The following is a 12,797-nucleotide window of genomic DNA, read 5'->3' as shown; positions in this document are numbered from 1 at the left end:
TGCGGCCCTCCGTCACTTGGCCCAGGAGGCGAGATCGACGGTGTCGATCCATGCGTCGTTCTCGAGCAGGGCGATGTCGGCGTCGACCATGAGCCGGGCGAGCTCCGGGGCCTTGACGGTGGCCTCCCAGCCGAGCTTGTCCTTGGCCTTGGCGGGGTCCCCGATGAGGGCGTCGACCTCGGTGGGGCGCAGGTAGCGCTCGTCGAACTCGACGTGCTCGCGCCAGTCCAGCCCGGCGTGGTCGAAGGAGATCTCCAGGAACTCCCGCACTGTGCACGGGTGGCCGGTGGCCAGGACGAAGTCCTCGGGCTCGTCGGCCTGGAGCATCCGCCACATGCCCTCGACGTACTCCGCGGCGTAGCCCCAGTCGCGGATGGCCTGCAGGTTGCCCATGTAGAGCTTGTCCTGGGTACCGGCCTTGATGGCGGCCACGGCCCGGGTGATCTTGCGGGTCACGAAGGTCTCACCGCGGCGGGGGGACTCGTGGTTGAAAAGGATCCCGTTGACGGCGTACATGTCGTAGGCCTCGCGGTAGTTCTTCGTGATCCAGTAGGAGTAGATCTTCGCCGCCCCGTAGGGGGAACGCGGGTAGAACGGGGTGTCCTCGTGCTGCGGCGGCGGAGTGGCGCCGTAGAGCTCACTGGTGGAGGCCTGGTAGTAGCGGGCGTCCACGTTGGCCAGGCGCATGGCCTCGAGCAGGCGCACGGTGCCGAGGCCGGTGGTGTCCCCGGTGTGCTCGGGCTCTTCGAAGGAGACCTTCACGTGGGACTGGGCGGCGAGGTTGTAGACCTCGTCCGGGCGGATCTGGGCCATCAGCGTCACCAGCCGGGATCCGTCGGAAAGGTCCCCGTAGTGCAGGAACAGCTTCGCGTCGGCCTCGTGCGGGTCCGTGTAGAGGTGGTCGATCCGGTGGGTGTTGAAGGTCGAGGCGCGACGGATCAAGCCGTGGACCTCGTACCCCTTGGCGAGCAGCAGCTCCGCCAGGTAGGAGCCGTCCTGACCGGTGATGCCCGTGATGAAGGCCTTCTTGGGGGTGGCGTGCATGATCGTCCTTCGGGGGGATGAAGCGTGGGCCGTTGGGGGGACAGCTTTATGCTAGTGAATGAACCGACAAAGCCGGTGATCAGAGCCGGACATGTTGCGTCAAAGACCGGAGCACATCGTCCCACCGGCGCATGGCGGCCTCCGCGGCGAGGTGCTCGGCAACGTATCCGGGACCGCGCCCGCCGATCTCCGAGGCGAGCGCCCGGTCGCCGCCGAGCTCCTCAGCGGCCTGCAGGAGTCCTGCAGGGTCCCCGGACGGAATAACCTTGCCCGCTCCAGAGGACTCGATCTCGCCGGCGGACGAGCTCTCGTCGTCCACCGCAGCCAGGACAGGGCGCCCGGTGGCGAAGTAGGACGTGAGCTTGCTCGGCACGCACATCTCCCGGAGCTCGGGCTTCTCGTTGACGAGCAGGACGTCCGCCGCGGCCAGGGCCGCAGTGTACTCCTCGTCGGGCAGGGGCTCGACGAACTCCAGACTCTTGATGCCGGCTGCCAGCTCCTTGAGCCGCTGCAACTGGTTGCCCGCACCGAGTAGGACAAACCGCACGCGAGAGCCCCGCTCATCGGCGAGCCGGGCGGCGTCCACCACGTTCTCGAGGTACTGCTTCACGCCCATGTTGCCGGCGTGGAGGACCACCACCTCGTCCTCCGACCAGCCGCGACGAGCGCGGACCGCCGCGGTGTCGATCGCGTGCTGCGGGGTGATGTGGGACCAGTTCCGGTGGATGAGTGCCCGCTCGGACACCACGCCCAACTCGTTCACCGCGTGGCGGCGAAACCGGTCATGGATGACGATCACGCGGTCCATGGCGCGAAGGACCAGGCCCTCGACCTGTCGCATAACCGGAGCCAGAGCGGCGGCGGAGGTGTGCACCTCCTCGAGCCCTCGGGAGTACAGGTCCTGAATCCAGATCGCCGTTCCGGGGCGGTGCCGACCGAGTTTGGCGCGGAGAGCCGCGATGCCGGAGGAGAACAGGCCGGGATTGACGAACAGGACCACGTCCGGACGGCCCCAGTCCGCCATCGCGGCGCGGAGACCGAAGTGGACCTCCATGAGCAGCCTATTGAGCAGCTTCGGCTCCGCGGGCACGTAGTGACGCAGGCGCAGGACGTGGACCCCGCTGTGATCCTCTTCCAGCGTCCGGCCGTCGTAGCCGTCATAAACCTGCCACTGCGGGTAGTGCGGGAAGCCGGTGATGACCCGGACGTCCCACCCGAGCCCGGCCATCCCTTCGGCGAGGGCCGTGGTGTAGGGAGCGTTGCCGCTGGACTCGGGTGCGTAATTGATGCCGATGATCGTCAGACGTGGGGGCATGGGGATGCTTTCGTCACACTGGGAGCAACGCCGAGGGGGATCAGCGGCCCACCGAGGGGGATGGGGTATAAATCGAACGATACATGTGAGCGCATTCAGCCCCAGGACGACGCCCCACGTCGACCCGTCGTTCAGCTCACATGACCTCCCCGCCCCCCACACGCAGAGGTATTCATGGCCACCGGCGCTGAGCGCAGCCCTGCCGATCCCGACGTCCCTGTCATCGACCTCTCCCAGGCGCCCGGTGAGGGCGAGGCCTGGAACAGACCGAAGTGGATGATCTACCTGTGGTCAGCCACCGAGCTCGTCCTCGTTACCAACCCGTGGCAGATCAGCTCCGGCCTGCGCACTAAGGCGCTCCGCGCCTTCGGCGCCAAGATCGGCGATGGTGTCATCATCCGGCCGCGTACCCGCATCAAGTTCCCCTGGAACCTGGAGATCGGTGACCGCTCCTGGATCGGTGAGGGCGTGTGGATCCATAACCAGGACCAGGTCACCATCGGCCACGACGCGGTCGTCTCGCAGGAGACTTTCATCACCACCGGCAGCCATGCCCACCGCAAAGACATGGGTCTCATCACCCGCCCGGTCACGATCGCCGACGGCGCCTGGGTCACTTCGCGCTGCGTCGTGACCGGGGGAGTCAAAATTGGGCGTTCAGCCCTAATCCAACCGCTCACATTGGTCAACCGAGACGTCGAGCCAAACATAGTTTTAGGGCCACCTGTAGCCCAGCCAAGGGGATACCGACACTAGCCCGTCAATATAACCGCGCCTATAAAATACGTACCCAATCAAGTTCGAGTCATATCAATTGAGCGAAAAACAGATCGAGAGTCAAATCTATGCCTGACGAACTCGTAAGCGGCACACGTGAAGCACGCAAAAAGGTCGTCGTAACAAACGCTGTACTATCGAACACGGGCGACGCCGCGATATACGCAGGCATCATTAGGAGTCTTGTTCAAGAAGAATTCACAGGCAGTGAAGACGTCCATGTCATGGATAGCGATGCACCAGCGACGAAGCAACTCTATCCCGACTGGCGGGTGCACCAGCAAGTGGCAATGCCCTCGTCTCACAAACACCGAATGCTCCGCGTCCTCGAAAGCAAGGCGCGCTATGCGCTGTGCGAAATAATAAGTCAGTACCCTAGCAAAGCGCCGCACATCGCCCGTATATTGCGACTCATTGGACAGACAGACATGTCAAAAAGCCTTGAGGTGATGATTGAGGCTGACCTCGTCATTAGTAGCGGCGGCACGTATCTAGTTGACCATTACAATTTTACGTCGAGGATCGCTGAGCTAAAAATGGCCAAAGCCCTAGGGGCCGAGGTAATACTATGGACTCAGTCCATGGGGCCGTTTGAGGATGTGCGATCCAGGCGCGCAATGGAAGATCTTAGCGGGGTTGTTAGCGCAGTATATGTGCGCGACGTGCCCTCCCGAGAAGCCCTCCGGAAGGTATTGCCCAGCCTCAATAAGGTTTACATAGCCCCCGACATTGCATTTGTACTAGCCCCACCGGAAAAACAACAAACGACCCTGCCATATGGTGAGTCCATTATAGTGTCAGTGCGAAACTGGTCCTCGTCGGTTTCCGGCGGAGAATTTAGGTTTGAGTCTTATGTTCACGCGATGAGGTCCTTTGCCAGAAAATTGACCGAAAATGGTGCGACAATGCGCGCTATGTCAACGTGTCAAGGCGTGGCAGCGTATAACGTGGACGATTCAGTGGTAGCTAGAGAAATTTTTCGGGATCTACCGGTGGAAATAGATTGCGAGCACCATTCGCCAAACCAGCTCTTAACTGAAATACAAAAATGCACTCTAGTTGTCACTACAAGGATGCACCTCGCTATCCTAGCCTTGGCAGCCGGAAAACCGGTGATCGCAATAGCTTACGAATTTAAAACCCTGGAGCTATTTAAGAAGCTCGGATTCTCAGAAAACGTATGTCTCATAGAAAATGTTTCAGCTGAGTGGTTGATAGAACGTACAAAAGAGGCACTCATAAACCCAAAAGAATTTGGCCTTACGTCGAGGCGTAGAGCGGAGTTGGCTTACGAAGCATCAATGCCTGCCAGGCATCTCGCAGACAAGCGTGAATCGCGCGCAAGACAGCGGACGTAGGCCCTGCGTTGTTAAGAATGCTCCCGCGAAAAAGTAATCACTTATGGACCGTCGTTGACCAAGGCATTAGCAGCATATCCAATCTTGGACTTTCAATCGCTGTCGCACGCCAGTCGTCTCAGGAATCTTTTGGAGCATTTGCGCTGGTGTTCGCCGTGTATCTGCTCTGTCAGGGATCTGTCCGAGCCATATTTGGAGAAATACTACTTCTAAAAGCCAACCAATGGTCAGCGGAGACCATACGTTCCAAATGGACTGCAAACACGAGCGGCGTGCTAATATTCTCCATTGCCCTTGGCGGCATCATAGCTACCATCTCCGTTTTCACTCCCGATGTCATCGCGGCTACCCTTTTAGCTCTCGCATTTTCTTGTCCCTTCCTCTTGCTCGCTGACAATTTGCGGTACTGGGCATACGCAACAAAAGTCCCCGCGCGAGCGGCTATGATCGACGCGATCTGGCTTTTCTTCCAAATCGCTGCCTTTTCCTTTCTACTGATTAACGACGTGCAGGGCAGTAATCTTTACGTTCTCAGCTGGGGTCTAAGTTCCGCGTTTCCTGTATTGGTAATACTCGTCGCAAGGAAATGGTCTCTCCGTCCAAGCCCGGCCTTGGCCATGTGGAAGGAATCCCGCGTCCCATCAAGTCACTACTTAGGTGAGTACATCACCCTATCCGCCGTGCAGCATGCGACTACATTCGCGAGCGCTGGTTTTGGCGGACTTGCAGCGGCCGGCGGCCTTAGGGCGGCCCAGACTATTATGGGCCCAGCCAATGTTGTTACTGGAAGTGCCAACGTTGTAGTTCTTCCTATAATGGCGCAAGTTTGCGCTTCCAATCCTAAACGACTGCCCGCCGTATCAACTATGGTCTCGTGTACCTGGGCGATCTTTATTGTTTGCACTGCGCTTCTGGTGCAACTTATTCCGGACGATTTAGGTGCAGCTTTTCTTGGGGAAAGCTGGGAAACTGGACAGTATCTGACGGCTATATTGGCAGTGACACTTGCCTTCAATGGCGTCTCATATGGGGCCACAAGTGGCCTGAGGACCTTGGGAGCATCTGCTAAGAGCCTTACATTCCGTCTAATCGCCGCTCCACTCACATTGGGTGCAGTTTGCCTGGGTGCATTTCAAGGTGGAGCATCTGGGGCTTTGATGGGTTTAGCTGCGTCGACGATCGCTCAGACCCTTGGTTGGTGGATCTTATACATATCAATTTGGAATAAACAAATTTAGTAACTAGTTCAGTTACCTATTAAGGCAAAGTAGTTCGATTCACAGTTTCGAGCAAAGCGTTTCTTGTACCTTGGCGGAAAGGCCGGTAAGCCCAAGTGACACTATTTTTAATACCACCTATATTGGCGGGATTGTGCGCAGTGTGGCAATGGCCACGGCTATTTCTTCTCATTGGCCTGGTCGCGCTAGTCTCCAGCCGAACATTGATTGCTGTGTGGCCGAACGACCTGAGCCGCTTTATCGATGAGGCAATTGTCGTCGTCGCTTGCCTAATATTTCCCACAAGGCGCATCGCCTCCGGGCGAAAACTACGAACTTTCCCAGGTTTGAGGTGGTTTATTGGGTTTTTCGTAATGGGAGCTACTGGAGCTTTATTGGCGGGAGTGCCTCTCGGTACTATGCTCACAGGAGCTTTCCTGATGATTAAGGGACCATTGTTTGGATGGTCTGTATGTCAGTTGGACTGGAACAACAAGCATCTTAAGGTTCTTGTTCACTGGGTCTCTTGGCTGCTTATAATAGTTTTCTTATGCGTTGTCATTAATCTACTCGCTCCGGGCGTGTGGCTAACCTGGCTCCTTGAGGATTTCGCTTACGCTGAGCGATCGAGATTTGGACTTCCCATTGTTGTGGGGCCATTCGCCCATCCTGGCTATTTCGGCACTTTGATGGCGATGTCTGCTCTAGCGCTACTCACTTTCCGACACGAAGTGTCAAGGTCATTATTTTCGGCTTTTCTGCTGGCCGGTTCCCTTTTGTCCGTTGTAGTCGGATTTAGACGTAAGACCCTTATTTCACTTCCTCTTTCTGTCGCTGCCTACGCGTACTTTGCAAAAAGGCGTTGGTTGCCCTTAATTTTGTCCCCGGCCATAATTGCGCTGGCGATAGTTTCCTGGAATTTTGTCGCAAACGTTCTCCGGTCAACAGCTCAGGAGTATTTGGAAAATCCTGACCAAGTTGCTCGACTGCGCTTGACCATGGACGCACCGGTTCTAGCCCGTGATCATTTTCCCTTTGGAGTCGGTTTTGGTCGTTTTGCAAGCGGTGCGGCCAGGCAGGATTACAGCCCTGTCTACACCGAACTGGGGTACGAAGGTATTTGGGGACTGGGACCGACGGAGGAAAACGGCAAATTCTTGACTGACACTTTTTGGCCGGCCATTGTCGGTGAGTCAGGATTCCTGGGTACATTTTTCTTCGTTGGAGGTCTGGCGGCAATATTTGTGTATGCCAGACGTCGTCACCGGAGTGAGGATCAGTGGGGGCGATGGTTAGGTCTGACCGCAATTCTCTGGTCAATGCATTTGTTTTTCGAATCCTTCGTAGAGCCAGTTTATTCATCGACTCCGGTATTCGGACTATTTTTCGGATTTATTGGCATTTTGGTGGGGTATCGCAGTTACTCATCTGTTCGACCGCCGAAACTTATGGCCGCAAATAAGGTGAGGAAAACTAAATGACCGTACAACGAGTGATTCTAGTGGGGCCCGATTGTAGGGGAATTGGGGGCATTGAGTCCGTTTTGCGTGCCTACGGACAGATTGGTTTGCCTGGGTATGATTTCGAATACTTGACGACCTGGAATAAGACAATCGCTGATCGCAAGCGCGTTCCAGTTTTCGCCAGGGCGCTGGTTGATTATGTCCTTCGTCTCCGTGAGTGGCGTCAGGTTCGCCCATTATTCCACGTTCACCTTAGCCATAAGGGTTCATTTTTGAGGGAAGGCTTGTTTCTTTTTGTTAGTCGCGTATTAGGATTCAAAACGTTCGCGACCGTGCACGGATCGGCTTTTGTAAGAACGGCCCATGACTCACGCTTTTGGTTCATGGTTTACAAGATTTTATTAAAATTTGCTTGTCGCATCTCTGTTTTAAATGAAGACGCGTTAGCCGCGGCACGACAGTTGGGTTTTCACAATGTCGTCATCATGAACAATCCGGGACCCGTTTTCAACTCGAGCGAGTTTACGTCTGCTGGCGATTGTCCGCCTATTGCAGTGTTTGCTGGGTCTGTCGGGCGGCGAAAGGGAGTGGATACGTTGCTGGCGGCTTGGAAGATCGTTAACTCACGGGTGCCGGACGCCGAACTGTTCATTGTAGGTCCTGCTGAAGACGCTGAAGTCGTTGAGGCTGCAGGTTCGTACTGGAAAGGGCCCATGGATGCGTCAAGCTTGTTTCAGCTGCTTGGGTCTAGCCGGCTTGCAGTTCTGCCTTCGACTGCCGAAGCGATGCCCATGTTTCTTATTGAAGCTATGGGTTGTGGACGGCCGTTGGTGGTCACGAATGTGGGGGCAATGGCTGGACAAGCTGAGGACTGTGGGCTTGTATCAGTCGTGGGAGACGTTCAGCAATTGGCGTCCGCGATTGTGGCCTATCTGTCAGATCGAACTCGGGCCAGCGAGCACGGTTCCATTGCACTAGAGAAGTATAATCAGTTGTACGGTCGTAGCGCTGTGAATGCGGCTTTGAATCGCTTTTTCGGGAGCGTCGTTAAGAGCATGGAGTTGAGTTGATGTCAAGGACCATTTTGGCTGCTGGGAGTGGCGGTCATCTTATGCAGTTGTATACGCTTCGCAAGCGTATGTTTTTTGCGGAGAAACCAATCTGGGTAACGGATGACACGCCGCAAAGTCGCTCTCTCCTACGGGGTGAGGAAGTAATCCAGTTGCCTTATGCGGCGCCTCGGAATGTTTCTGCGGTGCTCAAAAATGGTCTTCTCTTGCATCGGATCCTTGACGGGGTTAGCGTTGATCAGTTTGTTAGCACCGGTGCAGGTGTTGCGTTGTCTTGTGCGGTCTCTGCTGCGAGGCGCAGAGTTTCATTGGTTTACATTGAAAGCGCGACAAGGGTTTCGGGTTTGTCCTTGACGGGGCGCGTCTTAAGCCCATTGCCGTATGTGCGCAGATATGTACAGTACCCCCACCTTGCCAACAGTCGCTGGCAATATGAGTTCTCTGTTTTTGACGACTTTAGCGTCGAGTCCTCTGAGCGTATTGCTGCAGTGGAAAGATTAAAAATTTTTGTTACTGTAGGCGCGAATAAGCATTATGGTTTTCGCCGTTTGGTCGACGCGGTTGCACGGAGTGCGCCGAAAAATGCGGAAGTGTTCGTGCAGTATGGGCCAACTGGCATGGCGGGCATCGAGTTTGATGGGAGTTCGTCGATGTCGTCGAGTGAGATGGATGATCGTATTAAATGGGCAGATACGGTTGTAGCGCATGCTGGCACGGGGTCAGCCCTGTCGGCACTGAAGCTCGGCAAGTTGCCCGTCCTCGTCCCGCGCAGTTCGGCCCGAGGTGAGCATGTAGATGAGCACCAGCACGATTTATCTTCTTTCCTTGCAAAGAAGGGGCTTGCGGTGGAAAAAGAAGCCGAGGATTTGCGTGTCGATGATTTATGGTTTGCCGCTTCGAAACGCGTCTTGACTCGCACTAGCGCGTCCATAATTGCGTTGTAGAATTTTTGGCACACTATCTAGTGTTGGTCTTGAGATTTGAAGTAGTTGCGGGCTGTTCGCATTGATTTAGTCGCCTAGGAGTGCTTTAGGTGTTTCTAACAAGGTAACAAGTGTTTGTTTTGGGCAAAATGGCGTCAATGTAGGAGGCATTGACTGGGGTTTGTGTGCCTTAAGGCTTTAGTGCCGTTGCGTGGATGAGATGCTGGTCCGCCGTTTTACTTTAGAATGGACGTGCTTATTTAAACCGTCCACAGAATGGCAGCCGGCGTACCTCGTTAGATTTATGCGTGACCGGGGCGCGTAGTGGTGGCTGTTAGGGGTCCTTCTCCAATGAGCGTGGGTAAGCGTTCGAGCCGGGTGCGTGTCACGAGACTTGGGTAGAGGTTGGGGCCTCCAGGATGGGAGTGTTGAATCCAGCCGTCCTCGAAGGCCTCGACTTGTCTCATGTTTGTTGCGCGCTGGCGTGCGCGCTTTCTGATCTGCCCTATGTCCACGTGCTCACGATTGAGCGTTACCGGTCCTCCTTCACCATGGTCATTGAGACTGTGTCCTCGCAAACGGGCTGCCCCTCCTGCGGTGTGATCCCCGTCGGCCACTGAAGGGTGCTGGTGTTGTTGCACGACCTGCCCTGCGCCGGAGTGCCCGTGCGCGGCGTGTGGCGCAGGAGCCGCTACCGTTGCCATGACACGGCGTGCGAGGCGAGGATTTCCAGGGATGGCCGCGAACAGGCCGCGCCGCGGGCCATGCTCACCACCCACTCGATCGCCTGGGCCGTGTCCCAGCTGCGCGCCCACGACATCGCAGTCTCGCGCCTGGTCCAGACGCTGGGAGTCGCCTGGAACACCGCCTGGGACGCCATCGCCCCGGTCTTCGAGGACCAGTTTAGCGCCGATGAGCGGTTGGCCGGGGTGAACGCCCTGAGCCTGGACGAGTACGTCTGGCGCCACGAGGGCCCACCCGGGACCCGGTTTGGTCACCGGCATTCTGGGCCACTCCCGCGACGAGCACGGCCGGCTCCGGGCGAGGTAGCTGGGTCTGGTAAGGGGCCGCACCGGGGCGGCCTACGGCGACTGGCTGGCTGATCAGGGAAAGGCTTTCACAGATGGGATCCACACTGCGACGCTGGACCTGTTCCACGGCTATGCCAATGCGATCCGCGACGAGCTCTCGGTGGCTGACACGGTGTTCGACGCCTTCCACGCCCGTGTTCCTCGGCGGGCAGGTCGTCAACGGAGTACGTCGTCGCGTGCAGTAGGGCACTTTGGGTCCCCGCGGTCGTGCAGGGCATCCGCTCCACGTGATCCGGCGCACACTGCAGATCGAGGCCGAGGACCCCACCGAGAAACAGGTCCGGCGACCCAACGTGAAGCTGGCGGCCGGGGACCCGCACCACGAGGTGATACTGGCCTGGTACTGCTACCAGAAGCTGCGGGCCGACTACTGCGCCTGCTCTGACCTGGGACGCTAGCACGTGATCGAGGTCCTCGCCGGCCTCCCGACCTGCCCCATCTGAAGAGATCGCGCGCCTGGGACGAACCCTGCGAAGGTGGCGGTCGGCGATCCTGGCCTACTTTGACACCGCAGGGGCCTCGAACGGTCCCACGGAGGCGATCAATGGCGTGATCGAGAAGATGCGCCCGGTCGCCCGCGGCTTCCGGAACTTCGACTATTACCGGTTACGAGACTTGCTGGCTGCAGGCAGCCACCGGCCCTGGCGACAGGCCCTCACCCACACTCAATCGTGACAGGCCACCATACTGCTCATTGCGGCCACCGCCGTTCCCTTGAAACGTCGCAACTTCCAAGGATCACGCGGTGGCCGACCCCACGCCAGAGCGCGCAACACATCCATGGGGATCGCCAGCCTCAGGGGTCAAACGGCGAGCTAAGTGCGAGTAGCTCTAGTGAATCCGGTCTATGACGCATTTTTAGTACGCGCCTTCCTTGGCTACGACGGCCTTAAGCGTGCGCCCTAAGATGAGCATGTCCTGCACCGGCGACCAGTTCTCCACGTAGTAGAGGTCCAGGCGCACCGACTGCTCCCAGTCCAGGTTCGACCTTCCGGAGACTTGCCACAGGCCGGTGATGCCGGGTTTCACCCGCAGCCGGCGGTGGACGTAGTCCTCGTACTGCTCCACCTCCGCGGGTAGCGGGGGACGGGGGCCGACCAGGGACATCTCGCCCTTGAGGACGTTGAGGAACTGGGGAAGCTCGTCCAGGCTGTAGCGGCGCATCCACTTGCCGGGGGCGGTGACGCGGGGGTCGTCCTTCATCTTGAACAGCAGACCGGCGCCCTCGTTCTGCTCCTTGAGGCGCTGCAGCACCTGCTCGGCGTCGGTGCGCATGCTGCGGAACTTCAGCATTCTGAAGCGGGAGCCGTCTTGGCCGATGCGCTCCTGGGCAAAGAAGGCGGGGCCCTTGTCGTGGGCTTTGACGATCAGGGTCAGGGCGAGCAAGAAGGGGGAGAGGACCAGCAGGGCCGCTCCGGAACCGAGGATGTCCATGAGGCGCTTGGTCATGGCGCGGCTGCGGCTCAGCTTGGGGGTGGCCACGTGGATGAGAGGGAGGCCGGCCACCTGCTGCATGTGGATGCGGGGGCCGGCGATGTCGGTGAGTCCGGTGTCCATGACCAGGCGGATGTGGGCGTCGGCGAGCTGCCAGCTGAGGTGGCGGATCTCCGTGGTGCCCAGCGGGACGTTGGAGGACAGGACCACGGTCTCGATGTCGCGCTCGTGACAGGCGTCGACGATGCCTTCGACGGTGGGGCGTTCACCCGGTGCGAGTGCGTTGGGCGGGAGGCTCATGCGCTGCAGCTCCGCGGGGACTGACTTGCGGGTCTCGGGAACATAGATGGCGGCCGCGTCGAGTCCCGAGGTCGGGTGCTGGCGCAGGGACTTGATGAGGTCGCACGTGCCGGCCAGCCGACCCACCACCATGGTCCGGGAGAGTGCATCACCCTTGTACCGGGCCTTGACCAAGCGGTCCCGCACAATGAAGCGCCCGAGGATCAGGAATCCCAGTCCCAGGGGAAGGGCCAGCAGAACGTAGCTGCGTGCCATGGGGAGGTCGAAACCGAAGGAGATGATCGCGATGGCGCCGAAAAGGATGAGGCTCGAATGCACCACCTGCCGGGTCTCCTCGAGGCCGTGGCCGATGAGCCGGACGTCCCGGGCACCGCGGGCGCCGAGGTGCATCCACCAGACCAGGGCCAGGGCGACGCCGACGGTCCAGTAGGGGACCGAGAAGTCGCCGCCGAGGTGCAGGCCGGCGTTCTCCAGCTGGAAGCGGAGCAGGTGGGCGCCGAAGAGGGTGACGATCAGCGCCAGGCCGTCGGCCCAGCGCATCCGGGTCAGGTAGGTGGACCGCCAGCCGGACCGGGATGCGGGGTCGCGGGCGGTGGTGCGTGCGGCGTTGAGCTGCGGACGCCGGTGGTCGCCCGCTCGGCTGATCTCGTTGGCCTTGAGCATGCTGGTGCTCCCTCCCCGAAAAGCACGCGGCCACCTGGGGTTGTCTCTTCCCAGCCCGTGGGGGAGACGGTGGACCGCGCGCTGCATTGCACTTGTCACCAGTTTAGTGGCGCAAATCGATGAAATCGGCTCTATGACGAAA

Annotated in this window: 11 protein-coding genes and 1 pseudogene; 9 read left to right on the top strand and 3 right to left on the bottom strand. The window is 58.6% G+C overall.

Annotated elements, in window-relative coordinates; translation table 11 throughout:
• Positions 1-12: 12 nt before the first annotated feature.
• Positions 13-1,044: a GDP-mannose 4,6-dehydratase gene (gene gmd, locus ACYVM4_RS10380; protein ID WP_460668502.1), complete on the bottom strand. Its 1,032-nt coding sequence runs from the start codon at positions 1,042-1,044 to the stop codon at positions 13-15.
• Between the two features lie 79 nt (positions 1,045-1,123).
• Positions 1,124-2,359 (bottom strand): glycosyltransferase, encoded by a 1,236-nt coding sequence (locus ACYVM4_RS10375; protein WP_460668501.1) that lies wholly within the window; start codon positions 2,357-2,359, stop codon positions 1,124-1,126.
• A gap of 174 nt (positions 2,360-2,533) precedes the next feature.
• On the opposite strand from ACYVM4_RS10375, the gene ACYVM4_RS10370 reads away from it, so the two are divergent.
• The 9 genes and pseudogenes from ACYVM4_RS10370 (at position 2,534) to ACYVM4_RS10330 (ending at position 10,933) form a co-directional block, all read left to right on the top strand.
• Complete coding sequence (locus ACYVM4_RS10370) at positions 2,534-3,115, top strand: LbetaH domain-containing protein (protein ID WP_460668500.1); 582 nt, start codon at positions 2,534-2,536, stop codon at positions 3,113-3,115.
• Positions 3,116-3,204: 89 nt separating this feature from the next.
• The gene (locus ACYVM4_RS10365) at positions 3,205-4,494 is read left to right on the top strand and encodes a polysaccharide pyruvyl transferase family protein (RefSeq protein WP_460668499.1); all 1,290 of its coding nucleotides are present in this window, start codon (positions 3,205-3,207) and stop codon (positions 4,492-4,494) included.
• Positions 4,495-4,511: 17 nt separating this feature from the next.
• On the top strand, positions 4,512-5,732 hold the full coding sequence (locus tag ACYVM4_RS10360) for an MATE family efflux transporter (RefSeq protein WP_460668498.1): 1,221 nt from the start codon (positions 4,512-4,514) through the stop codon (positions 5,730-5,732).
• A 419-nt stretch (positions 5,733-6,151) separates the two neighbouring features.
• Positions 6,152-7,192, top strand: a complete 1,041-nt coding sequence (locus tag ACYVM4_RS10355) for an O-antigen ligase family protein (RefSeq protein ID WP_460668497.1) — start codon at positions 6,152-6,154, stop codon at positions 7,190-7,192.
• The gene (locus ACYVM4_RS10350) at positions 7,189-8,244 is read left to right on the top strand and encodes a glycosyltransferase (protein WP_460668496.1); all 1,056 of its coding nucleotides are present in this window, start codon (positions 7,189-7,191) and stop codon (positions 8,242-8,244) included. The genes ACYVM4_RS10355 and ACYVM4_RS10350 overlap by 4 nt, the downstream gene beginning before the upstream one ends.
• Complete coding sequence (locus ACYVM4_RS10345; protein WP_460668495.1) at positions 8,244-9,188, top strand: glycosyltransferase; 945 nt, start codon at positions 8,244-8,246, stop codon at positions 9,186-9,188. Before ACYVM4_RS10350 ends, ACYVM4_RS10345 begins: the two co-directional genes overlap by 1 nt.
• A gap of 1,029 nt (positions 9,189-10,217) precedes the next feature.
• Positions 10,218-10,328 (top strand): annotated as a pseudogene (locus ACYVM4_RS10340) (hypothetical protein); the annotation flags it as partial.
• A 157-nt stretch (positions 10,329-10,485) separates the two neighbouring features.
• Positions 10,486-10,656, top strand: coding sequence for a hypothetical protein (locus ACYVM4_RS10335; protein WP_460668494.1), 171 nt, complete (start codon positions 10,486-10,488; stop codon positions 10,654-10,656).
• 49 nt (positions 10,657-10,705) lie between these two features.
• Entirely contained in the window at positions 10,706-10,933 is a 228-nt protein-coding gene (locus ACYVM4_RS10330) for a transposase (RefSeq protein ID WP_460668573.1), read from the top strand.
• Positions 10,934-11,116: 183 nt separating this feature from the next.
• Here the strand turns inward: ACYVM4_RS10330 and ACYVM4_RS10325 are convergent, their stop codons facing one another.
• Positions 11,117-12,655: a sugar transferase gene (locus tag ACYVM4_RS10325; protein WP_460668493.1), complete on the bottom strand. Its 1,539-nt coding sequence runs from the start codon at positions 12,653-12,655 to the stop codon at positions 11,117-11,119.
• Positions 12,656-12,797 lie beyond the last annotated feature (142 nt).

Source organism: Kocuria himachalensis, assembly GCF_054784195.1.
This window is presented reverse-complemented; position numbering and strand designations above follow the sequence as displayed.

What these genes read in the sequence shown, in the direction of transcription:
- gmd (WP_460668502.1), bottom strand. Translation starts at nt 1,044, where the DNA reads ATGCACGCCACCCCCAAGAAGGCCTTCATCACGGGCATCACCGGTCAG.
- ACYVM4_RS10375 (WP_460668501.1), bottom strand. Translation starts at nt 2,359, where the DNA reads ATGCCCCCACGTCTGACGATCATCGGCATCAATTACGCACCCGAGTCC.
- ACYVM4_RS10370 (WP_460668500.1), top strand. Translation starts at nt 2,534, where the DNA reads ATGGCCACCGGCGCTGAGCGCAGCCCTGCCGATCCCGACGTCCCTGTC.
- ACYVM4_RS10365 (WP_460668499.1), top strand. Translation starts at nt 3,205, where the DNA reads ATGCCTGACGAACTCGTAAGCGGCACACGTGAAGCACGCAAAAAGGTC.
- ACYVM4_RS10360 (WP_460668498.1), top strand. Translation starts at nt 4,512, where the DNA reads ATGCTCCCGCGAAAAAGTAATCACTTATGGACCGTCGTTGACCAAGGC.
- ACYVM4_RS10355 (WP_460668497.1), top strand. Translation starts at nt 6,152, where the DNA reads ATGATTAAGGGACCATTGTTTGGATGGTCTGTATGTCAGTTGGACTGG.
- ACYVM4_RS10350 (WP_460668496.1), top strand. Translation starts at nt 7,189, where the DNA reads ATGACCGTACAACGAGTGATTCTAGTGGGGCCCGATTGTAGGGGAATT.
- ACYVM4_RS10345 (WP_460668495.1), top strand. Translation starts at nt 8,244, where the DNA reads ATGTCAAGGACCATTTTGGCTGCTGGGAGTGGCGGTCATCTTATGCAG.
- ACYVM4_RS10325 (WP_460668493.1), bottom strand. Translation starts at nt 12,655, where the DNA reads ATGCTCAAGGCCAACGAGATCAGCCGAGCGGGCGACCACCGGCGTCCG.